The 24,659-nt window shown below is 61.9% G+C and carries 17 protein-coding genes; 7 read left to right on the top strand and 10 right to left on the bottom strand.

The window, feature by feature from the left end:
• Window positions 1-8: 8 nt before the first annotated feature.
• The 8 genes from RF819_RS15355 to RF819_RS15320 form a co-directional block, all read right to left on the bottom strand.
• The gene (locus RF819_RS15355) at window positions 9-746 is read right to left on the bottom strand and encodes an aspartate/glutamate racemase family protein (RefSeq protein WP_078363101.1); all 738 of its coding nucleotides are present in this window, start codon (window positions 744-746) and stop codon (window positions 9-11) included.
• A gap of 6 nt (window positions 747-752) precedes the next feature.
• Complete coding sequence (locus RF819_RS15350; RefSeq protein ID WP_078365792.1) at window positions 753-1,460, bottom strand: GntR family transcriptional regulator; 708 nt, start codon at window positions 1,458-1,460, stop codon at window positions 753-755.
• Between the two features lie 2 nt (window positions 1,461-1,462).
• Window positions 1,463-2,341: an ABC transporter permease gene (locus RF819_RS15345; protein ID WP_200224526.1), complete on the bottom strand. Its 879-nt coding sequence runs from the start codon at window positions 2,339-2,341 to the stop codon at window positions 1,463-1,465.
• Between the two features lie 2 nt (window positions 2,342-2,343).
• The gene (locus tag RF819_RS15340) at window positions 2,344-3,255 is read right to left on the bottom strand and encodes an ABC transporter permease (RefSeq protein ID WP_078365790.1); all 912 of its coding nucleotides are present in this window, start codon (window positions 3,253-3,255) and stop codon (window positions 2,344-2,346) included.
• A gap of 218 nt (window positions 3,256-3,473) precedes the next feature.
• Window positions 3,474-4,781 (bottom strand): ABC transporter substrate-binding protein, encoded by a 1,308-nt coding sequence (locus tag RF819_RS15335; protein WP_078365789.1) that lies wholly within the window; start codon window positions 4,779-4,781, stop codon window positions 3,474-3,476.
• A gap of 68 nt (window positions 4,782-4,849) precedes the next feature.
• Window positions 4,850-5,896, bottom strand: coding sequence for an ABC transporter ATP-binding protein (locus RF819_RS15330; protein ID WP_078365788.1), 1,047 nt, complete (start codon window positions 5,894-5,896; stop codon window positions 4,850-4,852).
• A gap of 141 nt (window positions 5,897-6,037) precedes the next feature.
• Complete coding sequence (locus RF819_RS15325) at window positions 6,038-7,174, bottom strand: MFS transporter (RefSeq protein ID WP_242473345.1); 1,137 nt, start codon at window positions 7,172-7,174, stop codon at window positions 6,038-6,040.
• 98 nt (window positions 7,175-7,272) lie between these two features.
• Entirely contained in the window at window positions 7,273-8,784 is a 1,512-nt protein-coding gene (locus RF819_RS15320) for an MFS transporter (RefSeq protein ID WP_078366980.1), read from the bottom strand.
• 54 nt (window positions 8,785-8,838) lie between these two features.
• Here RF819_RS15320 and RF819_RS15315 point away from each other — a divergent pair, with 54 nt between their 5' ends.
• Window positions 8,839-9,402, top strand: coding sequence for a TetR/AcrR family transcriptional regulator (locus tag RF819_RS15315; RefSeq protein ID WP_078365786.1), 564 nt, complete (start codon window positions 8,839-8,841; stop codon window positions 9,400-9,402).
• Between the two features lie 57 nt (window positions 9,403-9,459).
• On the opposite strand, the gene RF819_RS15310 is transcribed toward RF819_RS15315, so the two are convergent.
• Complete coding sequence (locus RF819_RS15310; protein WP_078365785.1) at window positions 9,460-10,131, bottom strand: ABC transporter ATP-binding protein; 672 nt, start codon at window positions 10,129-10,131, stop codon at window positions 9,460-9,462.
• A gap of 139 nt (window positions 10,132-10,270) precedes the next feature.
• Here RF819_RS15310 and RF819_RS15305 point away from each other — a divergent pair, with 139 nt between their 5' ends.
• From RF819_RS15305 to recB, 4 genes are all read left to right on the top strand, one after another.
• The gene (locus tag RF819_RS15305; RefSeq protein WP_078366979.1) at window positions 10,271-11,059 is read left to right on the top strand and encodes an aspartate dehydrogenase domain-containing protein; all 789 of its coding nucleotides are present in this window, start codon (window positions 10,271-10,273) and stop codon (window positions 11,057-11,059) included.
• Window positions 11,060-11,589: 530 nt separating this feature from the next.
• Complete coding sequence (locus RF819_RS15300) at window positions 11,590-13,032, top strand: acyltransferase (protein WP_143541727.1); 1,443 nt, start codon at window positions 11,590-11,592, stop codon at window positions 13,030-13,032.
• 510 nt (window positions 13,033-13,542) lie between these two features.
• On the top strand, window positions 13,543-17,049 hold the full coding sequence (gene recC / locus RF819_RS15295; protein ID WP_158081298.1) for an exodeoxyribonuclease V subunit gamma: 3,507 nt from the start codon (window positions 13,543-13,545) through the stop codon (window positions 17,047-17,049).
• Entirely contained in the window at window positions 17,046-20,669 is a 3,624-nt protein-coding gene (gene recB, locus RF819_RS15290; RefSeq protein WP_078365782.1) for an exodeoxyribonuclease V subunit beta, read from the top strand. The genes recC and recB overlap by 4 nt, the downstream gene beginning before the upstream one ends.
• Window positions 20,670-20,736: 67 nt before the next feature.
• Here the strand turns inward: recB and RF819_RS15285 are convergent, their stop codons facing one another.
• Window positions 20,737-21,348 (bottom strand): IMPACT family protein, encoded by a 612-nt coding sequence (locus tag RF819_RS15285; RefSeq protein WP_078365781.1) that lies wholly within the window; start codon window positions 21,346-21,348, stop codon window positions 20,737-20,739.
• Window positions 21,349-21,645: 297 nt separating this feature from the next.
• On the opposite strand from RF819_RS15285, the gene recD reads away from it, so the two are divergent.
• Window positions 21,646-23,502, top strand: coding sequence for an exodeoxyribonuclease V subunit alpha (recD, locus tag RF819_RS15280; RefSeq protein WP_158081297.1), 1,857 nt, complete (start codon window positions 21,646-21,648; stop codon window positions 23,500-23,502).
• Complete coding sequence (locus tag RF819_RS15275) at window positions 23,499-24,605, top strand: DUF3616 domain-containing protein (protein ID WP_078365779.1); 1,107 nt, start codon at window positions 23,499-23,501, stop codon at window positions 24,603-24,605. Before recD ends, RF819_RS15275 begins: the two co-directional genes overlap by 4 nt.
• Window positions 24,606-24,659 lie beyond the last annotated feature (54 nt).

Raw genomic sequence — 24,659 nt, 5'->3', positions numbered from 1 at the left:
CTAAGACTTCAACGCAAACCCAACTGCATCAGTTCGGGCGACAGACCCACCCAAGGCACATCAAAACCGGGCGTGGCCCGCTGCGGTGGCAAGGGTGAGTTGCGCAGCGCCCAGGTGGCGCCGGCAATCACGCTGTCCACAATCGGCACATTCACAAAGGGCTGGATCTGCGCGGCCATGCCAGCCAGGCCGGCGCCGCCCAGGATCACGGTTTGCACACCGAGTTGGCGCACCGCGTTGAGGCAAGCCTCGGTCAGCAGCTGGCGCGCGGCCACCGGGTCGGCGGCCAGTTGGGCGCCGGTGGGTGCCACGGTGTGGATACCGGCCAGCGCCTGGGCGTGGCCCAGCGACTGCGCCAGCCGTTGCAGGATCGGCGCCCAGCGTTCACCTCCGGTGACCACCGCAAACCGGCCATGGCGCGCGGCCTCGATGAATGCTGCTTCGGCCAGGCCGGTGACTGGCACCGGGCTGCTTTCGCGCAGGGCTTGTAATCCGGGGTCGCCAAAACAGCCGATCAACACCGCGTCGGGCCGCCCCTCGGGCGCCGTCAGTGCAGCAGCCCAGGCGTCGAGTGCGGCATGGGCTGCCACCGCGTAGCTGGCCTCATCCGAAATATAGGGCGCGCCAAAACGTGCGGTGACCGAGCGTACGGTCACATGGGAGCCGACGGCGCTTTGCACATGCTGCTGCAACAGCGTGGTGACGTTGGCCGAGGTGTTGGGGTTGATGACCAGGAGTTGACGCATGGGGAGTTAGGCCGGTGCGCCAAACAGCGCGTTGAGATCGGGCGGGGTGTCGTCTGCGGCGTTGAACTGCAGCTGGGCTTCGAGCCGGGCCAGGTGTTCACGCATACGTTTGGCGGCTTCCTTGGTATCACGCAGGCGGATCGCGTCGAGCAAGGCGCGGTGTTCGTTGCAGCCGCACGAGGTGGCGTCCATACGCTCAAACTCGTGCGCCGGGCTGTAAGTCATGAGCACCAGCGAGGTGCGTGAAGTTAACTCGCGCAGGATGCGCGCCAGCGTGTCGTGTTTGGCGCCCTCGGCAATCAGCGAGTGGAATTCACCCGACAGGCGGATGGCGCGGCGCATGTCACCGGCCTGGCGGGCGGCTTCTTCGTCGTCAATACATTGTTTGAGCTGCGCCATGTCGGCATCGGTGGCCTGAGCGATAAAACGCTCCACCAAGGACGGCTCAATCAGGCGGCGCACCTCAAACACCTCACGCGCCTCTTGTTCTGTGGGCTGGGCAATGGTGGCGCCCCGGTTGGGTGTGAGGGTGACCACCTGCTCGTTGGCCAGGCGCACCAGCACCGGGCGGATGCGTGTGCGCGACACGCCAAACGCGCTGGCCAGCTTGTCTTCCACCAGCTTGGTGCCAGGTGGCAGCTTGTGGTCCAGGATGGCCGAAATCACCCGCTCGTACATCTCGGCATCGGACAGCGGCGCGGCTAACTCACTCATTCTCAACCCTTGTTTTGTCTTTGCTTGAGCCACCAGGCCAGGCCAATCGCCAGGGCCATCACCAGCAATGATATGACGGTGGTGACGGTGCCCAGGGCGTAAATCGATGGGGTGGTCACAGTGGTGGTCAAGCCCTGTAATTCGAGTGGCAAGGTGTTGACGTCCCCAATGGCTTGTGAGGTGCGGGCAATCTCGTCCCAGCTCAGGGTGAAACCAAACATGCCAATGCCCACGATGGACGGCGCAATCAGCGGCAGCACCACATGCCTGAACCCTTGCCAAGGGGTGGCGCCCAGGTCGCGCGCGGCTTCTTCATAGGCCGGGTTAAAACGGTTGAACACCGCAAACATGATCAGCAGGCCAAACGGCAGCGTCCAGGTCAGGTGCGCACCGAGGGCCGAGGTGAACAGACCCAGCGAGCTGCCGTATTCTTCAAGCGTGCTGGTCATGCCCAAGGCTTCGAGCAGCCATTTCAGGCCCGAGTCAATCAATCGGAACTCCAGCCCGATGCCCAGCGACACAATGATCGAGGGCATGATCAAGCTGGCCACCACCACATAAAACAAGGTGTTGCCACCGGCTAGCTTTTTGCGAAACGCCAGCCCGGCCAGCACCGAGAACAAGACCGTGAGTGCCATCACCGCCGCACCCAACGCCAGCGAGCGTTTGAGCGCGGCACCAATGTCGACCACGCCCAGGCCCTCGGCCAGCTTGCCGAACCAGTGCAAGGAGAAACCCCGCAGCGGAAAGGTCAGCCCACCTTCTGGCCCCTGAAAACTGAGCACCACAATGACCAGCATCGGGCCATAGAGGAAAAACACAAAGGCGGCAAAAAAAGCAGCCAGCAACCAGAAGCCTGCGGAGCGTTGGTCTTTGTTCATGCTCACAGCTCCTTGCGAATATCAACGAGTCGGGTCAGCGCCCAAATGATCATCAGCACAATGCTAAGCAGGATCACCGCATTGGCCGCTGCCAGCGGAAACTGCAGGTAAGAGGTTTGCACCTGGATGATCTTGCCAATCGACGCGATCTGCTGGCCGCCCATGACCCCAATCGTCACAAAGTCGCCCATGACGATGGTGATGACAAAAATCGAGCCGATGATGATGCCGGTGCGGCTCAGCGGCACGATCACATTCCACAGCGTTTGCCAGGCACTGGCGCCGCTGTCGTTGGCGGCCTCGATCAGGCTGCGGTCGATGCGCATCATGCTGTTGAAAATCGGCACGATCATGAACATGGTGTACAGGTGCACAAAGGCCAGCACCACCGAAAAATCCGAGAACAACAACCACTCGATGGGCGTGTTGATCAGCCCAATGCCCTGCAGGCTCTGGTTCACCAGCCCGTTGCGCCCCAGCAGCGGCACCCACGAGATCATGCGAATCACATTGCTGGTCCAAAACGGGATGGTGCACAACACAAACAGCAGCGTCTGCACCCCGCTGGAGCGCACATAAAACGCCAAAAAGTAAGACACGGTGAAACCAATCACCAGCGTGATCAGCCAGACCAGAAAACTGAATTTGAAGGTGGACAGATAGGTCTTGAAGGTGACACACATCTCGTCCATGTTGCTGCAGCCGTCAAACACCGACACATAGTTTTTGAAGGTGAAGTCAGGCAACAGCTCGTATTCATTGAAGTCCCAGAAGCTGACCATGCCAATCAGCGCCAGCGGAATCAGGAAAAACAGCACAAACACCAGGGAAAGCGGCATCGCCTGCCACCAGGCCGCAATGCTGCGACCGGGTGCCTGGGTAGAGGCTGGGAGGGTTGTGGGGGATGTGCTCATGGTGTGTGTTTCATGTCTTGCACCCTCGCCCCTTGGGGGAGAGGGATGGGGTGAGGGGCTGTGGCGCTCATCTGATCTAGCAGCTTGTATAAGAGAAATTGGCTTCTAGCCCTTTATTTGCAAGGGGATATAGCTATCAAATAAATACCTAACCGATGGCTGCACCACCTGCCCTCACCCCTGCCCTCTCCCGCAGGCGGGAGAGGGAGCGGTCAAGGTCAGGCCGCGACGAACTCATTCCATTTCTGAACCATGTAGTTGTTCTCGTCCATCACCGCATTCCAGCAGGCGATGCCACCCATACGCGCTTCGTAGCTGCCGCCGTCGCGCACCGCACCGGCCTTGGCCAACACGTCGCCGTTGGGGCTCTTGATGTCTTGGGTGGCGGCCTTGCCCTCCATCCAGTAGGCCCACTCGTAGGCTTCCATCTTGGACTTGGCGGTGTCGAGCACGGCGCTGTAATAGCCCTGGCGGTTCAGGTAAGCACCGGCCCAGCCGTCGAGGAACCAGTTGATGAACTCATAAGCACCGTCGAGCTTGCGGCCAGACAAGGTGGCGGGCAGACCAAACCCGGCAGCCCAGGCGCGGTAACCTTCTTTCAAAGGCTGGAAGTTGCAGGCAATGCCCTTGGTGCGCACAGCGGTCACGGCGGGTGACCACATCGACTGGATCACCACCTCACCAGAAGCCATCAAATTCACGGATTCGTTGAAGTCTTTCCACAGGCTGCGGAACTGGCCGGCCTTCTTCGCCTCGATCAGGGTCTTGATGGTCAGGTCAATTTCCTTCTTGGTCATGTTGCCCTTGTCGGGGTACTTGTAGATGCCCATGGCTTCGACCACCATGGCGGCGTCCATGATGCCGATGGACGGGATGTTCAGGATGGCGGCTTTGCCCTTGAATTCGGGGTTCAACAACTCGGCCCAGGAGTTGATCGGGCGCTTGATCAGGTCGGGGCGAATGCCCAGCGTGTCGGCGTTGTACACGGTGGGGATCAGGCTCATGAACTGGGTTGGTGTTTTGGAGAACACCTTGCTCTTTTCACCCTCCAAATAAATCACCTTCTTGGGCGCGGTGCCCTGCTCACCCACAGCCTTGCCAGCCACGGTGCCGGTGGTGAACAGCGTGGTGATCTTGTCGGCATTCTTGATGCGCTTGACGTCAATGCCCTTCAAGTTGCCGGTGGGCACGATCTTCTTCAAAGAGAAGTATTCGGTGTCGATCAAGTCGAAGCTGTTGGGTGCGGTCACAGCGCGTTTGGTCACGTCGTCGGTGGTCACGGCCACGTACTGGATCTTGATGCCGGTGTCTTTTTCAAACTTTTCACCAATGGCCTTGTCCTGGTTCACGGCGGTGCCCAGGTAACGCAGCACGATCGGCTCGGCCGAGTGCACAGCCGGGAACATGCCGGCGGCCAGAATGCCGGCCGTGCCTTTGAGCAGGCTGCGGCGTGGCACAGAAGCGTTCAACGCCCCGGTGGCAACACCGCTGGCGATGTCGGTGATGGTTTTGGTGATGTCAGTCATGGCAAAAACTCCTGGAGGGCTGAAAAATCTTCTTGCGAAGTGGTGGGGGGGAGAAGAACGGTTGGGGGTTAATGGGCCAGCACGTGGGCGGCTTCGGGTGACCAGTGGAGCTGCACACTCTCACCCAGCTGGAACGGGCGCGCCGCAAAAGCAGCCTCGGGCACCATCACCGAGATCTCGGCGGTGGCACTGGCAGAGCGGTCCTCGCCGGGGTGTTGCAGGCCCACCAGCACATAGGTGCCCTGGTACTCGATGTCGGTGATCACCGCACGCTGGTTGCCCGCGCCATCCGCCAGGCCGGGTACATCGGGGGCCAGCTGCATGTGGTCGGTGCGCACACTGATCTTGCCCGTGGGCGTGGCCAGCACGTTGTGGCCACCCATAAAACGCGCCACAAATTCACTGACCGGGCGGTTGTAGATCTCATGCGGGCTGCCCATCTGTTCGATCACACCGTGGTTCATCACCACCATGGTGTCGGCCAGGGCCATGGCCTCTTCTTGCGAGTGGGTGACGTGGATGAAGGTCAGGCCCAGCTCTTTTTGCCAGCGGCGCAACTCGGCACGCATCTGGATGCGCAAAAACGGGTCCAGCGCCGACAGCGGCTCGTCCAGCAACAACACACGCGGCTGGGTGATCAAGGCCCGTGCCAGCGCCACACGCTGCTGCTGGCCACCTGAGAGTTCACCAGGTTTGCGCGCGCTCAGGTGGCCCATGGCCACACGTTCGAGCAAATCTGCGGCCTGTTTGTGGCGCGTGGCCTTGTCCACACCTTTCATCTTGAGGCTGAAGGCCACGTTGTCCAGCGCACTCAGGTGCGGGAACAGCGCAAAACTCTGGAACATCATCGCGGTGCCCCGCGCGGCGGCGGGCAAATCGGTGATGTTGCGGTTTTCCAGCAGGATGTCACCCGCCGTCACCGACTCGTGCCCGGCAATCATGCGCAGCGTGGTGCTTTTGCCGCAACCCGAGGGCCCCAGTAAACAGCAGTAACTGCCGCTGGCAATGCGCAGGTTGATGCCATCCACGGCGGGTTTGGCACCGGCGGCATAACTTTTGGTCAGCGCCACCAGTTCAACGGCGTCGCGGGGGGTCACAGGCGTTTTGGCGTTCATGCCAAACACATCAGCAAAAGCTGTGCCAGGATTGTGTACGGTTCAAATCACAGATTGCATACAAAATTGCACGCGCTTGGTGCGCAATGCTGCCCCACCCACCCAATTCCGGTGCGGGCGGCGGGAATTGGGGCACGGGTTTTACAAGCCGTCATCCAATGCCTGGATGGACTTGGCGGTGAACCCAAGAAGCGCCACAACCGCCCCCACCAGCCCAAGCAGCACAAACATCCAGCGCACACCAATCCATTCACCCAGTGGCATTCCGAACAACAAGCCCACGGGCGCCGCCAGCCCCATGACGGCGTTGAGCAAGGACAGCGCCCGGCCCTGCAGATAGTTTGGAATGCTGGTTTGCAACAGCGCCACCAGCGGCGCATTACCCAGCGCAAACGTGACCCCGCTGATGATCCAGCAAACCACCGCCGCCTGGAACCAGCCGCTGGGCATCAGGCTGGTCAGCGCCATGGACAGACACGAGGCCGCCAAACCAGCCAGAACCCAAGGCACTTTGCGCTGCGGCGCCAAAGCCGTCACCAACAAGCCACCCAGGATCATGCCGATGCCCTCCAGCCCCTCCATCAGGGCCACCTCGGGCGCGCCGCCCCCAAAATGGGTTTTCACCAGCAAGGGCACCAGGGTGAAGGTCGGCATCACCACCAGCACCACAGCCGCCAGCAAACCATAGAGGCGGCGCAAGCCCGGAATGCGCCACACCAGGTGCACCCCTTCGACAAACTCGCCCCACATCGCATGTTTGCCCGTCTGGCGCGCAAAAGTCTGCGGTATACGCAGCACCAGCAGCGGCACGATGCCCAGCAAAGCGGTGATGACATCGATGCCCAAAGCCCAGCCCATCGGCAAAACGCTGATGGCCAGCGCCCCCAGCGGAGCTGCGGCCACCATGGTCAGGCTTTGCAGGGTTTGGTTCAAGCCAGCGGCGCGTGGCAAAAAGCTGGTGGGCACCAGCATGGCCACACTGGCCTCGGCGGCAGGCATCTGAAACGCCTGCATCGCACTGCGAATACCCATCATGACGTAGACATGCCACAGCGCCACCTGTTCTGTGACAAACAGCAGCATCAACACCAGCATACACAGCGCGCTCACAGCATCTGCCGCGATCATCAGGACGCGGCGGCTGTAGCGGTCGGCCAAGGGGCTCAGCAGTGCCTGCGGCAGCAGCGCCACCATGCCGGCAAACGCCAGGGAAGACATGTCACCCGTGGTGTCTGTGATCCACCACAACAACACAAACTGCGTCAGCGCCGACCCCATCAGCGACAAGGCCTGGCCACCATAAATCAGACCAAAGCGCCATTTCCAAGGGCTTGGCGTTGACTGCGTCAGAGGGTCGCTGTCAGATGCCGTAGCGCCTAACATTCCCGCACCTGTGCTGCGCTGGCGGCACCCACACCGTTCTTCCAGTACACCCAGGCGGCCACGGCCACCAACAGAGCCACCAACAGCCCCAGACTGGCTGCGTAGGCCGATTCAAACGCGGCATGGGCCACCGCCACCAGGCTGGCCTGGGCAGACCCGGGCAGCGTTTGGGCCACACGTACTGCGGCCTCCAGGCTGTCTGCCACCTGCGCGTCCGGCGACAACCCGGCCTGCGCCGCCATGTGGCTGCCATACACCGCAGACATCACACTGCCCACCACCGTGACACCCAAGGCACCGCCCAACTCGTAGGACACCTCCTCCACCGAGGCCGCCATGCCCGCCTGTTGTTCGGCAATGCTGTTCATCAAGGTGGTGGAGGCGGCACTGATCACCGCCCCTACGCCCAGGCCCAACACCACCAGACAGCTGCCTTGCACCCAGGTGCTGGCATCACGCCAGAGCAGCAAACCGCCGATGCCCACGGCCGCCAACAACAAAGACCCGATCAGCATACGCATGGCGCCAACACGGTGCAGGCAAGCCCCTGCCAGCGGCCCCACCACCAGGGAAGCCAGTGGCAAAGGCAGCATGAACAAACTGGTTTGCAGGGGTGACATGGCCTGCACCAACTGCAGGCGCTGGCTCAGCACCAGTTGCAGCCCCATCAGGGTCGCCGCAGCCACCACGGCCGCCAAGACCGAGGCCAAAAACCCGGGCGTGCGAAAAATCGCGAAGTCCAGCATGGGCTGGGCCAAACGACGCTGCCGGCGTGTGAACACCACCAGACAAGCCACGCCCAGCGCGGTGGCCAAGCCCACCTCTGACCACGACGACGCCTGCAGCCCCATGGACTTGATGGCATAGGCCAGAGCAATCAAACCCACCATCACCTGGAGTGACCCCACACCGTCCCAATGCCGGGAGGCATCCCCCGCCATGCGGGGAATCAGCAGCCAGGCCAGCACCAAAGCCACCAACACAATCGGCACGTTGATCAAAAACACCGAGCCCCACCAGAAATGCTCTAGCAAAAAGCCGCCCAGCACCGGGCCAAATGCGGCACCGCCAGAAGCCACCGAGGCCCACACCCCAATGGCCACAGCACGCTCTTGCTCGTCCGTGAAAATCAGGCGAACGATGGACAGTGTGGACGGCATCATCAAGGCAGCGCCCACCGCCAACAGGGCGCGCGCCAGGATCAGCACCTCGGGCGTGGGCGAAAAAGCCGCCAGCAACGATGCCAGGCCAAACACGACCAGCCCGCTGACAAACAGACGCTTGTGGCCCAGCCTGTCGCCCAGCGTACCGGCACCCAGCAACAGGCCTGCGGCGACCAGCGCGTAGGTGTTCACGATCCACAACTTCTGCGACGCGGTAGCGCCCAGGGCCTGGGTCAGGGTCGGCAAGGCGGTGTAGAGCACCGTCATGTCCGTCACGATGAGGAACAAGGCGCTTGAGAGGATCGCCAATATGATCCAGCGCTTGGCGTAAGAAGAAGACATCACCACCACCACACAATTAAAATATGACCGTATTTTAATTAGAAAGCTCCAACCATGGGTAGACCGCGGGTTATTGACCGTGAACGCTTGCTTGACATGGCCGAAGACATCGCCCGCCATGAGGGTGTGGCGCGGCTCACCTTGGGGGCCTTGGCCCTAGCCGCCGGGGTGTCCAAAGGCGGCGTGCAGGCCATTTTTGGCACCAAAGACCAGCTGATGGACGCACTCTTTGCGCGCTGGGTCGGTGAATACGACAGCGAGCTGACGGCCAAGGTTGGCCCCACACCCAGCCCGCTGCAGGCGCTGGGGGCTCACATCGACCTCACCCGCGACATCGACGAGGCCGAAGCCCACCGTGCCGCCGGGCTGCTGACCGTGCTGTTGAGCACCGCCGATCAGCGCCAGAAGTCCAATGACTGGTACCGCGGCCGCCTGGACTTGGCGGACCTCTCCACCCCGCAGGGCCGCCGGGCGCGCATTGCGTTTCTGGCCACCGAAGGCGCCTTCTTTTTGCGTTGTTTTGGCCTCTTGAAGATGGACGAGCCGGAATGGCACGACATCCTGGACGACATCCGCCGCGAGCTGATGCCAGACAACAGCGGCAAGCTCAACCAGTAAGCGCTGCTCTGTGTGGGCCAGCAATGCAGCCCCCGTGCAGCAGCTTGCTAACCAGCGTCAGTCGCCCAGGTCAATCACCCGCGCCAGGGCCACACCCGCCGGGGCTTCGTACTGCGCCAGCACCAGAGCGCGATCAGCTTGCTGTGAAGCAACCACCAACTGCTGCAACACATAACGAATCGAGGCCCGGTCCAGCGCTGCCAGCGGGTCATCCAGCAAAGTCACCGCAGCCCCCGCCGCAAACGCCGCCGCCAGCCAGACCTTGCGTTTGCTGCCGGTGGACAACATGTACAGCGGCTTGTCCAGATGCTCAACCAGCGACAAGCCCGCCAGCAACTCACCCCAGGCTGGTGCCTCGGCGGGAATAAAGCCCGGCCACTTGGCGCGCTGCTGGCCGAAAAACTGGTTGACGCTGATGGCGTCAAAAGCTTCCGTGCGCGGGTCGATCCAGAACACCTGCTGCCGGTAAGCCAAAGGCTGCGCCTGCAAAGACACCCCCTTGATCTGCAAGCTGCCCGCCTGCGCCGCCAGGTCACCGGCCAGCAGGCGCAACAAGCTGGTTTTGCCGCTGCTCTCACCCCCCAGCACCAGCATCACACCCGGGCCAATACAGGCCGACCAGCCGTCAAACAGCACACGCTGCGGGTAAGAAAACGCCAGCCCGTCCACCCGCAGGAGCGTGTTTTGCGGGCTGCAGGGGACGGTGACAAGCGGCGTGGGAACGGACATAGACTATCCAAGTTTCATAGCAATAAGCCCTTATTTTAAAAGGGCTGCTGGCGAGCCATGGGGTGCGATTTGTGCCGCGTCACGGGTGTCACCACCTGAATGTGAAAATCGTCACCTCAAAAAAACAGAGGATAAAAACATGCACAAATTGAAGTTTGCCATCGCCGGTTGCGGTTTTCTCGGCAACATCGTGGCGGACGCCTGGCGGCAGGGGTTGCTGGCGGACTATGAACTGGTCGGTTGTTTTGGTCGCAACGCGGCATCCACAGCAGCACTGGCCGACAAGAACGCCTGCCAGCCTTGCGCAACCCTCGACGAGTTGCTCGCGCTGCGACCTGACTATGTGGTGGAGGCGGCGTCACCCGGTTTGCTGCGTGACATTGCCCAACCCACGTTAAGCGCAGGAGCCAACCTGATTGTGCTGTCCATCGGCGCCTTCGCCGACGCAGACTTTCTCTCTCAAATCGAAACGCTTGCGCGCACAACGGGACGGCGGGTGCACCTTGCGTCGGGTGCGATCGGTGGCTTCGACGTGCTGCGCACTGCCGCGCTGATGAGTGCCATTGACGCCGGTATCCGCACCGAAAAAGGGCCTGCGTCACTGCGCGGTACGCCCATCTTCAATGAGGAGTTGCTGACGGCCAGCGCGCCAAGCGAGGTGTTCTCGGGCAATGCCCGTGACGCAATCGGCCTGTTCCCGACCAAGGTCAACGTGTCTGTGGCCACGGCGCTTGCCACGGCAGGTGTGGCTGCCACGCAGGTCAGTATCAACAGTGTGCCGGGCTTTCTGGGTGACGATCACCGCATTGAGGTTCGTGGTGAAGAGGTTCATGTTGTTGTCGACACTTATTCCCGCACCAGCGCCATTGCCGGTTGGAGCGTCGTGGCCTTGATGCGCAACCTGGCTGCGCCAATCGCTTTCGGCTGAGCAAGAGGGGCGGAGAACGGCAGGCCTGCCTGCCGGCTGGCGTCACCCTCACCCAAAACACCAATCACTTCACAAACGATAGCTACAAACCCTTAAGAAAAAAGGGCTAGAGGCCATTTTCGCCAACATCCTCGGAAGAAACGCCTCTGATCATCACAAACCCCGCCGGGGCTGACCATGCCATTGCGCTGGTGGGTTACTGAAAGGCTGCGCTACTGGTTGGCAGGAGATGGGTAGGGGCGGCGGCCTCATACTGCCAAATGCGCAGAAATCGGCCGCCACCCCGACCCATCCCCTGCTGGCGAGCGTCTATTGGGACTCGAACCGGGGAAACAAATTCAGTAGGTCGCCAATGCAGCGGGAGCGGTCATCCGTCTATGACTGCTTGGCGACAATACTAATGCGGTTGAGCCAGTCATGCGTCAGCACACGAAAGTGCAACGGATTCCCAATATGTCAGCCCCTTAACTCGGTGCCTCTGCAATAGGTTCTAAGTTGGGATTACCATTTGAGCGTATCAGGGAGGAAAAATGGACGAGTCAAAGAGTACCCACGCTTCGACAATATTGACCAAAACTGCAATCAGTCTCTGGATCATTTCTTTGACGCTGCCAGGTTTTTCTGCTGCCTATCGGGCAGAACCTTGGTACGGCGTTCATATCTTATTTTCTGGCGTCCTGCTTGGTTGGATGGTGAACGGATGGGCTGTCTACGCCAATATCTTTTTCACAATCGTTGCATTCAGGCTGCTAAAGAAATCTGACTCCACTCCCATCGCTACGACCATTGCTATGGTTGCACTGACGGCAACCATTCCACTATTTGAAGGTCCGATTCTTAGTGAAGCCACTATGGAAACAGCGTCAGTGGTTAGTTGGGGTTGGGGGGCGATTCTGTGGGTGATTTCCATTGGAGTTCTTGCCGCCGCAACCGGAATTCGCTCAGGGATTCTGCCGGAATCAACGCTCAAAATTGTGCCCGTTCTTTTTGCATCATTGTTGATTGCGATTGGCGCGTATCGCATGTACCAATGGAAAAACGCGAACGATCAAGAGCGAGAGATTTATCTACCGAAATCTATGGCGTTTAGCGTCGCGGACTTCTATGGCATCCCGTTTGTTTGGCCAACGGGTCCAGTTGTCGATGCAGGTGACTCTGTTGCAGTTGAAATTGACGGATCGCTACGGTCTGATGTCACGCCCTATGTGTCGATTCGAGTCCCCGAACTTTTGAGTTATGAGCGTTTTGGCTACGACTGGCAGAAGTTTGAATTGGCCGATATGCCAACGTTGACCGTACGGTCCACAGTGAAGCCCAAAAATATTGCTTTGCAGGTTAAGAGAACTCCCGAAGGCGCAGTCATCAGGATTCTGAATAGAGCTAGCAATACAGCCCTCTATGAGCAACATTTGCGATTAATAGTCGCAAAAAATAATAGGACGCACGTTTTTCCAACATCAGACTCAATCGAATGGAGCGGTCTGTCCAGGGGCTACTACGACGCATTGAAGATCGCGTTGAATCCCGTTGTTGTACCTTCTGAAATTTCACCTGCTTCAAGAAACATTGGTAAAAATAAGACGCAAATGAAACTGGCTGAGGAAGCGGCTATACCGTGCGAAGAAAAGCGCACTTACTTTAAGAGCCCTGATTCCTTCGATAACTTGGACGGAAGGTACGTAATTCTCGATCGATACCACAATTTTGCTGCACTATGTTCGAAAAGCTACGTTGGGCTCATATTTGTTTGGTCTACCCCATCAAGGTCAAGTAAGTTGGGATCGGATGTTTATTTGTATGACCGTATAACACTGCGGCCATTGGCTAAATTCAGTGACAGAGACGAATGTGTCTATGGGGTGAGTTGCAATGAATACGTCCAGCCAGAAAGTATTAGTCGTGTTCGAATTGAAAACGACAAGGTATCTGTCGACACGGCGGCAGGTGTCGCATTAGTCAAGCGGAAATACTAGTTCATCGCAGTCATTTAAGTGTGCTAGCGCTTGCAGCATTAGAAGAACTATTCGAGTGAAGTTGTAAGCAAGCTATCTCTAAGCATCGCACACGTCACGGCGTATGCAAGTCGGATTCCGAGCAATAAATGTCTGTTCTGAGGCATTCAGTTTGTTTGGTTGGGATTCCGCTATCAGCCTGAAGCTCCCCTGCGTTGCTTCCCAACCCACAGAAGGCGGGTGGTGGGCTTGCCGGTCGCAGAACCCATTCGCGTGATGAGATAGGTGGCGCACCACCACCAGGGGCGACACTCATTTGACCAACTAACCTAGACGGTCTCCCGCGAGGGGGCCGGAGAACGGTAAGCCCGCCGCCCGCCTGGCGCCACGCGAACCAAAGGTTCAATGAACCCACGTGAACCCAGGCTCCAAAACACAGAAACTCGCGCCTCCAAGAGCGTGAACCAGCAGCCCACCTCACTACACTCGTTGTCGCCACCCGACCGTATCGCCAACATGTTGAATCCTGATGTGAACCCTCCCGCCAACCCAGCCTCCGACCCCAGCAGCCCACGCGGCTTCATGGTCTTGCACGGCAACCGGCTGGAAGACCTGCGCGACCTGCTGGTGAGTTATGTGGCGGCGCACCCGCTGGCGCCCCTGGAGCCCGAGGTCATCCTGTTACAAAGCAACGGCATGAAACATTGGCTGGAGCTGGCGTTGGCCCAGGACGCTGCCCTGGGCATTTGTGCCGCCACCCGCATGGAGCTGCCCAGCAGCTACCTGTGGCAGATGTACCGCGCTGTGCTGGGGGCAGACGCGGTGCCCGAACACATGCCGTTTGACAAAAGCGCGCTGCTCTGGCGCCTGGTGCGCCTGCTGCCCGCGCTGTGTTCTGCCAACCCGGTGTACGCACCCTTGCAGCGTTATCTCTCAGGTGACAACCCGGCGCGCAAGCTCTACCAGCTGGCCGAACAACTGGCCGACGTGCTGGACGCCTACCAAAGTTACCGTGCCGACTGGCTGGCCGACTGGGCCGATGGCCTGGACAAGTTGCGCGGGCCGTTGGACAAGGCACAGCCGCTGCCGCCCGAACATACCTGGCAGGCCCTGCTGTGGCGCGACATCCGCGCTGATGTGGGGCCGGAGTTGATGGAAGCCTCTCGCGCCAGTGTGCACGAACGTTTTTTGGCGGCGCTGACGCAGTGGGTCAGCAGCGGGAACAGCGGTCAGCGCCCGCCCGGTGTGCCGCGCCGCTTGATGGTGTTTGGTATTTCTTCCCTGCCGATGCAGGCGGTGCAAGCGCTGGCAGCGCTGGGGCAGGTGTGCCAGGTGATGCTGCTGGTGCAAAACCCGTGTCAGTATTTCTGGGGTGATGTGGTCGAGGGCCACGCTGCCCTGCGCGCCCAGGTGCGCCGCAGGCAGTTGGGCAAGCCGCAACAGGTCAACAGCACCGCGTTGCCTGCCGCTAGCGCGCAGCCGATGCTGGCCTCCTGGGGCAAACAGGGGCGTGACTATTTGCATTTGCTCGACGGCTTTGACGAGCCCGAGTCTTACCGCGCGCACTGGAGCCGGGTTGATGTGTTTATGGACCCGGCTGACAGGGAAACACCCGCCACCCAACTGGCGCAGCTGCAGTCGGCCATCTTTAACCTGACACCACCACCCACCGAGCCTCAGGCCCAGCCGGACGACGGCTCGCTGCTGTTTGTCACCAGCCACAGCGCCCAGCGTGAGCTCGAAGTCTTGCACGACCAGCTGCTGGCCTGGCTGGAGGCTGACACCGCTTTGCAGCCGCGTGAGGTGATGGTGATGGTGCCCGACATGGCCGCTTTTGCGCCGCACATCCACGCGGTGTTTGGCCGCTTCACACCCGGCCAGCCGCGTTACATCCCGTATTCGGTGGCCGACAGCACCCCCCGTTTGAGCCCGCTGGTGCAGGCGCTGGAGCAGTTGCTGAATTTGCCCACCAGCCGCCTTTCGCTGGCCGATTGGCTGGGCCTGTTTGAGGTGGCCGCAGTGCGTGAGCGTTTTGGCCTGGACGAAGCTGCAGTGCGCCAGGTGCAGCAGTGGCTGGCCACCGCCGGTGTGCGCTGGGGGCTGGACGCCAATCACCGCCTGGCCTGGGGTCTGCCTGCGGGCGCACAGGGTTTGGCGCAAAACACCTGGGCCTTTGGCCTGCGCCGCCTGCTGCTGGGTTACGCCTTGGGCAGCAGTGGGGCGCAGCCAGAGCAAGACGCGGCCAGCGGCGCGATCTGGTGCGACACCTTGGCGCAGCCTGCACTGAGTGGCCTGGACGCACCGCTGGCAGCCGGCCTGCTGGACTGGCTGGATGCCATTGAACAGACGCTGCCCATCTTGCAGCTGGAACACACGCCCGCGCAGTGGGGTCAACTTTTGCAAGCCCTGGTCGAGCGCTTTTTTGCCCCGGCTGACGACGCGGACGAGCGCGCCATCGAGCGCTTGCTCACGCCCCTGGCCGACTGGCAACAAGCCTGTGAGGACGCGGCGCTGGACACCCCCCTGCCGCTGGAGGTGGTGCGTGAACACTGGCTGGCCAACATCACCGAGGCGGGTCTGCAGCAGCGCTTTTTTGGTGGTGGTGTGCAGTTTGGCACCTTGATGCCGATGCGCGCCATCCCGTTCAAGGTGATTGGCCTCTTGGGCATGAACGACGGCGCCTACCCGCGTGTGCAGGCCGCGCGCGATTTCGATTTGATGGCCAGCAGCTGGCGCGCCGGTGACCGCTCGCGCCGCGAGGACGACCGTTACCTGTTTCTGGAGGCGCTGCTCTCAGCGCGCCACCGGCTCTACATCAGCTGGCAGGGCCACAGCGCGGCCGACAACAGCAGCCGGCCGCCCTCGGTGCTGGTGGCTCAGTTGCTCGATGTGGTCAATGCCAGTTGGTCGCCTGAACGGGTGCCGCAGGCGCAGCCGCTGCAACCGTTTTCTGAGGCCTACTTTGAGCAGGGTTCAGGCTTTGAGACCTTTGACGCCGATTGGGAAAAGATTCGGCCTCTAGCCCTTATAAATAAAGGGCAGATTGCTATGAAGAGTGAAGTGACTGAAGCAGCAACGGGCAGTGCGGTCCCCAGCGCATTGACGCTGGCCGATTTACAACGCCTGCTGCGCCAGCCGGTCGAGGTGTTTTTTCGCCAGCGGCTGCAGGTGGAGTTTGACGAACTGGACGAGCTGGAGCAAGAAGACGAACCGTTTGCCCTGAACCACCTGCAGCAGTACCAGGCTGGTGCCGCGCTGTTACAAGCCGATGGCAGCGCTTTAGCCTTGCGCAGCCTCTACGCCGCTGGCCAGTTGCCGCTGGCTGGCTTTGGCAACCGGGTGGCGGCTGAGCTGATGGACAAGGCGCAGACCGTGCTGCTGTCCCGCGCCACTTGGCTCCAGGCTTACCCGGTGGTGATGGCGGCGGTTCCGATTGAGCTGAGCTTGCCTTTGGGCCAGACCCTGATCGGCACGCTCAACGGCCTGTGGTCGCAGGGGCAGGGCGGGGAGGCACCTTGTCTGCAACTGGCCGAACGCACCGGCGCGGTGTTGCAGGGTCGGGGCGCCAATCTGGCCGCGCGCCACCATGTGTTGGTGGGCCTGTGGCTGCGGCATTTGGTGGCCTGTGCCAGTGGGTTGCAGATCACCAGCGTGCAGCTGGGGGTCGACGGCCAGGTGGTGTTTCGCCCGCTGTCGTCTGACGCGGCCTTGGCCACACTGGGCGACCTGGGGCAAGCCTATACCCAAGCCTGGGCACAGCCGCTGCCAGTCGCCTGCAAAACCGCCTGGGCTTACCTGCTGGCCGAGCGCCAAAACCAGGCGCTGCTGGCCGCAGGCAAAGTGACCAAAGACCCGCATGAGGCCACCCGCGACGCTTTTGAAGGCGGCCAGCGCGGCGGTGAACGCGCCGAGTCAGCCTACCTGCAGCGCGCTTTTGTAAGTTATGACGACCTGGCGGAAGCACTGCCGCACTGGGCGCAGCAGCTCTATGGTGATCTGCTGGCCCAGGCCGAAGTGAGCACGGGGGTGGCCGCATGAGCAGCATCCCCAGCACCACATCGCCGGTGACACACACCCTCAACCCGCTGACCCTGCCGCTGCATGGCCTGCAGCTAATTGAGGCATCAGCGGGCACCGGCAAAACCTGGACACTGGCCGCGCTGTATGTGCGACTGGTGCTGGGCCACACCGCTGACTCAGACCAGCCCGGTGTGGGCCTGTACCCGCCACAAATCCTGGTGATGACCTTCACTGAAGCCGCCACCGCCGAATTACGTGAACGCATCCGCGAGCGGCTGGCGCTGTCTGCCCGGTTTTTCCTGACCGGTGATGAGACCAAGGTGGACGGCTTTTTGCAAGATTTGCGCGCAAGCATCGCGCCCGAACACTGGCCGGTGTGCGCCCAGCGGCTCGACATGGCGGCGCAGTGGATGGACGACGCGGCCATTTTCACCATCCACGGCTGGAGCAGCCGTATGCTCAAAACCCATGCGTTTGACAGCGCCAGCCTGTTCACCCAGAACCGGGTCGAGGACGGTGAACGCCTGCAGCTTGTGGCCACCCAAGACTATTGGCGCCGCTGGTTTTACGCGCTGGATACCCAGACCCTGGCCGCACTCAAGGCCGTGGGTGACACCCCGCAGGCGCTGCTCGACAAACTCAAGGCCTTGTGGCGTGATGCCGATCGCGCCCCGCAGACCGGTGTTTCCGCGCCCACACCTCCCGATGTGTTGCTGGCGCGCTGGGCGGCTTGGCAACAGCACCGTGTGGAACTGGAAAGCCCGGCGCGTTTAGCCTGGACGCCCGAAGTTGCTCAGGCCGTGAGTGATGTCGCTGCTGCCAAGACGCTCAAGAACTACCGCCCAGACTGGCTGGGCGGCTGGGTGGCCCAGATGTCCGATTGGGTGCAGGGCGGCGAGATTGACACAACCACGCTGGAGCGTTTCACCACCCGTACCCTGGTGGCCAAAGGCTGGGCCGCAGCTGACCAGTGGCCGGTGTTTGCCAAATTGGAAACCCTGGCCGACCACCTGAGCACCGAGCCCGATGTGGTGACGGATTTGCTGCAGCATGCCGCGCAAGAGGTGCAACGGAGTTACCAGCGCGCCAAAGCCCAGGCCGCGCAGTTTGACTTTTCTGACCTGCTGCAGAACCTCTACCACGCGCTGCAAGCGCCTGACGGTCGGCTGGCAGCGGCCATTCGCGCCCAGTACCCGGTGGCGCTGGTCGATGAGTTCCAGGACACCGACCCCTGGCAGTTTGGCAGCTTGCGCAAAATTTATAGCGATATGCCGAATCAAGATGAGGGCTACAGCCCGATTTCTTCTGAAGATGAACGGAAGTCACAGGACACCGGCCTGATCATGATTGGTGACCCCAAACAGGCTATCTACAGCTTTCGCGGTGCCGACCTGGCCACCTACCTGCTCGCGCGTGAGCAAGCCCAGGGCATCTACAACCTGCCGGGCAATTTCCGCTCCACGATGGGTGTCGTGGCCGCGGTGAACCGGGTGTTTTGCCAAGCGCAGCAGCCCTTCGGCAGCGTACCTTTTGTGAAGGTGGACGCCCGCAACCCCCACATCCAGCCGCTCCAGGTGTCAGGCCAACCGCAGGTGGCAATGACGGTTTGGCACCTGCCTTTTGCCAAAACCCCGACCAAGGACGATTTTCTGAGCCAGATGGCAGCGGTGTTTGCCAGCCAGATGGTGGCGCTGTTGCAAGGTGGCGCCGCGCAGAGTGGTGACATGGCCGTGTTGGTGCGCAACTGGAGCGAGGCCGACGCGATTCGCCAGGCGCTGACGCAGCGTGGTGTGCGCAGTGTGTACCTGTCCGAGCGCAACAGTGTGTTTGACAGCCAGCAGGCCAAGGACTTGTGGCGCTTGTTACGTGCGGTGGCCAGTCCGGGTTCCAACCGGCTGGTGCGTGCCGCCTTGGCCACCCCCACCTGGTCGCTGGGCTGGGCGCAACTGGACGCGCTGCTGGCTGATGAGGCGGCCTGGGACGCCCTGGTGGAGCAGTTTCTGCAATGGCAACGTGTCTGGCGCAGCCAGGGCTTTTTGCCGATGTTGTACCGCTTGTTGCACGACCAGGGTCTGGCCCAACGCCTGTTACAAGACCCGGCGCAGGGTGAACGTGCGCTGACCAACCTGTTACATCTGGGTGAGCTGTTGCAAGCGGCCAGCCTGCAGGTGCAAGGGGAGGGTGCTTTGATCCGTTACCTGGAAGAGCAGCTGCGCCGCCCGCAAGCCAGTGGTGAGGCCGCGCAACTGCGGCTGGAGAGCGACGCCAACCTGGTGCAGGTGGTGACGCTGCACAAATCCAAAGGGCTGGAGTACCCGCTGGTGTTTTTGCCCTTCATCTCGCTCTACCGCGCCGAAGACAAGGACAGTGGCCGCGATGATGCTGAGCGCCTCAGTGAAGACATCCGCCTGCTGTATGTGGCGCTCACGCGTGCCAAACAGGCGCTCTGGCTCGGCGTGGCCCAGGTCAAAGGGGACGTGGATGGCAAATCGCCCCAGGTCAAAAGTGCGGTCTCTTGCCTGCTGGGCCGCAGCGCGCCGGACGACCTGTGGGACAAATTGCAAGCCTGGGCGAGCGCTGACATTGCGGTGCTGACCGCGCCCGAACCCGATGACGCCGTTTACCAGCCGGTGCTGGAGGTCAAAACACCCCAGAGCGCACGGGTACCGCAGCGCCTGATCTACAACCGCTGGTGGACTGCCAGTTTCAGCGCACTCACCCGCGACTTGGCGCACGGCGCGTCTGCCATGCTGCCCAGCGAACGTGATGAACGCCTGCTGGACGCCCAGACAGACAGTTTGCTGCTCGACGAGGACCAAGGCATCGCGAACCCAACAGGGGTCGACTTGCTGAGTGAGGTTCCCCGCTTCAACGACTTCCCGGCGGGCAGCCGTTACGGCACCTTGTTGCACGACCTGCTGGAGTGGCAGGCGGTGCACGACTGGCCTGCTGCCAAGGCCACAGACGCTTACCCGTCCCAGCTGACTCAGCCATGGCAAACCCTGCTGGCACGCTTAAGCCAGCGCCACCACCTGAGCCCCACACACAGCGCACTGCTGGACGACTGGGTGCGTTTGATTGTGAAGTCAAATCTGACTCTATCCCTTATGAATCAAGGGCAGACAGCTATCAATTTAAGTGACATCCAGGTACAGGACATGTGGCCCGAGATGGGCTTTAGTCTGCCGGTGCACCACCTGGCCAGTGAGGAGCTGGATGCCTTGATTACGCGCCAGATCTGGCCCGGCCAGCCCCGACCAGCCTTGCAACACCGCCAGTTACAAGGCATGTTGACCGGCTTCATGGACCTGGTGCTGCTGCACCAGGGGCGCTACTACGTGCTCGACTACAAGTCCAACCGCCTGACGGCCTACCTGCCCGAGGCCTTGCAGCAGGCCATGCTGAACCACCGCTACGACGTGCAAGCCGCGCTGTACCTGCTGGCGCTGCACCGGCTGCTCAAAAGCCGCCTGCCCGACTACAACCCCGCCCAGCACCTGGGCGGCGCCCTGTACCTGTTCCTGCGCGGCATCGACCAGCCGGGCTGCGGCCTGCTGCATGTGAGCCCGCCTGTGGCTTTGATTGAGGCGCTGGATGAGGTGTTTTCGCGATCACCGTTGCTAGATCGGCAGGATTGATTCGCTGTGAGGGGACATGGTGCGGTGATCGGCAAAAGGCAGGTGCTTCAGGCGTTTTGAGTTCATGTCACCACAGTCCCTCAGCCGCTTCGTCCAACCCCAGCCAACGCATCTGCCCATGGCTTGCCTCGTTGAGCTTGGCGACCAGCGGGGCCGCCGCAGGCTCGGGCAGGGTGAAGGTCATTTCCACCTGCGCGGTGTGCTGCACCTGGCCCAGCGTGCCACCTGCGGCTTGCAACTCACGGCGGGCCAAACCTTCCAGCGCATAGGGCAGGGCGCAGCGCAGGGTGAGCAGGCGCACGATGGGGGCTTTTTCAGCGCCCAGCAACGCCTGGGCAACGCAATCGGTGTAGGCGCGCACCAGGCCACCGGCACCCAGGTTCACGCCGCCGTAGTAGCGCACCACCGTGGCCAGCACGCCGTCCAGATCCTGGTGGCGCAAGACTTCCAGCATGGGCCGCCCGGCCGTGCCGCTGGGCTCGCCATCGTCCACCGCCGCCGAGTGCCCGCCCGCCAGCAGCGCCCAGCACACATGCGACGCCGCCGGGTGCTCTGAACGCAGCGCAGCCACCACCTGCTGCGCCGCTGCCCGATCCGCAACGGGCTGCACGCATCCGATGAAACGGCTCTTTTTGATCACCAGTTCGCTGGTGCTGGGGGTGGTGAGGGATTGGGGCATGGGGCATCAAACTTTTTGCTTTTTTTGGGGCAGTTGGTTCCCTTATTGAGGGGTGCACTGTAACTGGGTGTTAGCAGGCTCTGGCCAAATATGAATGCTCGGTGCCAGTGCTTGCGCCGTGAAGCCAAGCGCAGGCTTGGGCTGGGGGGAAATCCGACGAAAACGCAGCTGATCGAGTTTGGCGGGTAATTCGCCAAAGACTGAAAGATTGGCCGAGTAAGGGCCGGTTCAAAAGTTATCCTCTGAGGGATGCAAACCTCTTGTCTTTCCCAAGCTCCAGCATCCAGCCCTTTCGGGATGCCAGACGGCTCAATGAACGAGCCCGAGCTGCCGCTCACTGCGCTTGACCTCGCTTTTGCGCGTTACCTGCAACAGGCCCAACCCAGTGAGGATGTGCGCCACATCTGGCTGGCCGCGCTGACCAGCCACCAGTTTGGTCGTGGCCATGCTTGCCTGGACTTGGACCTGTTGCGCCAGAACGGCGTGTTGGCCCTGGGCTGGGAAGCCCGCTGGCAAACAATTCTGCCGCCTGATCTGGCCGATGCGGCGAGCAGCCTGCCCTGGTGTCAGGGCGAGGCTAGCCCACTGGTGCTCGATGGTGAGCGCCTCTATTTGCGACGCAACTGGTTGGCCGAACAAGCCATTCGTGCCTCGATCCTGGCGCGGCTGGCCCAGCCTTGTGTGGTGCCTGATGGGCTGGCGCAGGCGCTCGACAGCCTGTTTGACCGACCGCCAACGGCCAGCGCCGAGACCAGCGTGGCACCAGACTGGCAAAAGGTCGCCTGCGCCTTGGCGGCACGAGGCCGATTCACGCTGATCACAGGAGGCCCGGGCACCGGCAAAACTACCACCGTGGTGCGGCTGTTGGCGCTGCTGCAGTCGCAGGCCAGTCGGCCCTTACGCATCGCGCTGGCGGCGCCCACCGGCAAGGCGGCGGCGCGCCTGGGTGAGTCGATTTCCCAGGCGATCCAGCGCCTGCCGCTGGCCATGCAGGCCCACATCCCGACCCAGGCGCAGACCCTGCACAAGCTGTTGCAGGTGCGCGCTGCCGTGCTGGCCAGCGCCGCACCGCAGCTGGCGCTGGATGTGGTGGTGGTGGACGAGGCCTCGATGATTGACCAGGAACTCATGGCGCGGCTGATTGCCGCCGTGCCCTTGAGCGCCAGCCTGATCCTGCTCGGTGACAAGGACCAGCTGGCCTCGGTCGAGGCTGGTGCGGTGATGGGCCAGCTCTGTGCGGGTGCCCAGGCCGGTGGCTACAGCGCAGAGACGGTGCAATGGTTGCAGCGCCACACCGGCCAGGATGTGCGTCTCTGGGCTGGCGCGGGCTCGGTACTGGCGCAACAGACGGTGATGCTGCGCCACAGCCATCGTTTTGCGGCCAACAGCTTGATTGGCCAGTGGGCCAGCGCCGTCAATGCGGGCGACAGACAGGCCGTGGCGGCGTTGTGGGAGGCCACGCCGCGCTGGTCCAACACACAAGAGACGAGTGTGACCCGGCTGCAACCCGCTTCTGGCAGTGATGCCGGTCTGGCGGCGCTGGTCCTGGCCGCCTGGCAGCCCACGCTGGCCAGCCTGTTGGCGCTGCAAGCCGAATCAAAGGTGTGTGACGATGAACAAGCCTTGCTGCTGCTCAAGGCGCTGGGGCGTTTTCAGGTCTTGTGTGCGCTGCGCGAGGGCCCGGCCGGTGTGCTGGCGCTCAACCGCAGCCTGGCGCGTGCGCTGGCTTTCCCGCTGGAGGGTTGGTATCCGGGCCGCCCGGTGATGGTGACACGCAACGACTACAACCTGGGCCTCATGAACGGCGACGTGGGCCTGTGCCTGCCCAGCACCCGTGGCCTGCGCGTGGCTTTTGCGGCTGCTGGCCCGGACGGGGTGATGGGTGTACGCTGGGTGCTGCCCAGCCGCCTGGACGCGATCGAGACGGTGCTGGCCATGACGGTGCACAAGTCGCAGGGCTCCGAGTTTGACCAGGTGGCACTTGTGCTGCCCGAGCGTATGACCCCGGTGTTGACCCGTGAGCTGCTCTACACCGGCATCACGCGTGCCAAAAGCCAGCTGACCTTGGTGGTGCCACAGGCCGGTGTGCTGCGCCAGGCGGTGGCGGCGAAAATCCTGCGCAGTGGTGGTTTGAACATGGAGGCCAAAACATGAAACGGAACCGATCCTGTGTACATCACGTTGCCGTAGCTGTGGGCATGTCGCTGCTGGTGTGTTGTGGTTTGACGCTAGCCCAGACCCCATCTCCGGCGCAGGCGCCTGTGGTGGCGCCCAGCGGCCCAATCCTAGACAGTGGCGACGGTTTTGCCTTTGACGTCAAGGCCAAAAAACTGCAGAAAACGCGGCAGTCGGCCAGTGGCATCGCCTGCACCGTGAATGCCAGCCAGCAGCGGGTTTGCCTGGTGGCTTTTGACGAGGGCACGCAGGCCGGTTTTGCCACCTTGACAGAGCGTGCTCTGGTGCCCGACCCGCAGGTTCTGTCCTTGACCGGTTTACAAGGTGAGCTGGATGCCGAAGCAGCCGCCACCGATGGCCAGGACGTGTACATCACCGGTTCTCACTCGGCCAAACGTGCTGACTGTGCCAGCAACCCCGGCAGCCGTTTTGTGCTGCGCCTGCGGCTGGACCCGGCCACGGGCCGCGCGATGCACACCAGCCTGGTGCAGAGCAGTCGGCTCTGGTCGCTGATGCAGGCTCAGCCCGAGTTGGCGGCGTATGTGGGTGAGCGCAAATGCCTGGGCACCGAGCCACCGCCCAAGGCGCCTGGCCTGAGCGGCCAGCAGGGAATCAACATCGAAGGTTTGGCGGTGCGGGATGGGCGATTGATGTTTGGTTTTCGCGGGCCGGTGATCCATGGTGCCGCTTTCACCTTGGCGGTGGACGCCAAGGCGCTGTTTGAGGGGGGTGATGCCCGGCCACAGGTGACCCGGCTGGCCCTGGGGGCTCACCGTGGCATTCGCGACATGGTGGCGGTGTCTGACGGTGTTTTGGTGCTGGCCGGCCCTGACGATGATGGCGACAGCGAGGCCGTCGGCTGGGCCATTTTTCACTGGGATGGCAAGGCCAGCCAGGCTTTGGTGCAGCCCCGGCTGCTGGCCCGGCTGGACCTGGGGGCGGTCAAACTGCGCTGGTGTGATGCCGAAATCAAACCCGAGGCGCTCACGGTGTTGCAGGAAACCACAGGCAGCTACCAGCTGTTGATGCTGTCAGATGGCCTGTGTGACGGTGGTCCATTGGCTTTAACCCTACAGAAATGATGGAAAATAGCTACTGCACGTCGACAACAGTCGAGCCCCAGACTTGGCTTGCCG

Source organism: Rhodoferax fermentans, from assembly GCF_002017865.1.
Taxonomy (GTDB): Bacteria; Pseudomonadota; Gammaproteobacteria; order Burkholderiales; family Burkholderiaceae_C; genus Rhodoferax; species Rhodoferax fermentans.
Note: the sequence above shows the minus strand (reverse complement) of the source record. Positions and strands in the feature narration are given on the sequence as shown.

Excerpts from the sequence above, each read along its gene's own strand:
- RF819_RS15300 (WP_143541727.1), top strand. The coding sequence starts at position 11,590 with ATGGACGAGTCAAAGAGTACCCACGCTTCGACAATATTGACCAAAACT.
- RF819_RS15315 (WP_078365786.1), top strand. The coding sequence starts at position 8,839 with ATGGGTAGACCGCGGGTTATTGACCGTGAACGCTTGCTTGACATGGCC.
- RF819_RS15310 (WP_078365785.1), bottom strand. The coding sequence starts at position 10,131 with ATGTCCGTTCCCACGCCGCTTGTCACCGTCCCCTGCAGCCCGCAAAAC.
- recD (WP_158081297.1), top strand. The coding sequence starts at position 21,646 with ATGCCAGACGGCTCAATGAACGAGCCCGAGCTGCCGCTCACTGCGCTT.
- RF819_RS15355 (WP_078363101.1), bottom strand. The coding sequence starts at position 746 with ATGCGTCAACTCCTGGTCATCAACCCCAACACCTCGGCCAACGTCACC.
- RF819_RS15320 (WP_078366980.1), bottom strand. The coding sequence starts at position 8,784 with ATGTCTTCTTCTTACGCCAAGCGCTGGATCATATTGGCGATCCTCTCA.
- RF819_RS15350 (WP_078365792.1), bottom strand. The coding sequence starts at position 1,460 with ATGAGTGAGTTAGCCGCGCCGCTGTCCGATGCCGAGATGTACGAGCGG.
- RF819_RS15335 (WP_078365789.1), bottom strand. The coding sequence starts at position 4,781 with ATGACTGACATCACCAAAACCATCACCGACATCGCCAGCGGTGTTGCC.
- RF819_RS15305 (WP_078366979.1), top strand. The coding sequence starts at position 10,271 with ATGCACAAATTGAAGTTTGCCATCGCCGGTTGCGGTTTTCTCGGCAAC.
- RF819_RS15285 (WP_078365781.1), bottom strand. The coding sequence starts at position 21,348 with ATGCCCCAATCCCTCACCACCCCCAGCACCAGCGAACTGGTGATCAAA.
- RF819_RS15330 (WP_078365788.1), bottom strand. The coding sequence starts at position 5,896 with ATGAACGCCAAAACGCCTGTGACCCCCCGCGACGCCGTTGAACTGGTG.
- RF819_RS15345 (WP_200224526.1), bottom strand. The coding sequence starts at position 2,341 with ATGAACAAAGACCAACGCTCCGCAGGCTTCTGGTTGCTGGCTGCTTTT.
- RF819_RS15340 (WP_078365790.1), bottom strand. The coding sequence starts at position 3,255 with ATGAGCACATCCCCCACAACCCTCCCAGCCTCTACCCAGGCACCCGGT.
- RF819_RS15325 (WP_242473345.1), bottom strand. The coding sequence starts at position 7,174 with ATGGGGTCGGCGCTGACGCAGTTTGTGTTGTTGTGGTGGATCACAGAC.
- recB (WP_078365782.1), top strand. The coding sequence starts at position 17,046 with ATGAGCAGCATCCCCAGCACCACATCGCCGGTGACACACACCCTCAAC.
- RF819_RS15275 (WP_078365779.1), top strand. The coding sequence starts at position 23,499 with ATGAAACGGAACCGATCCTGTGTACATCACGTTGCCGTAGCTGTGGGC.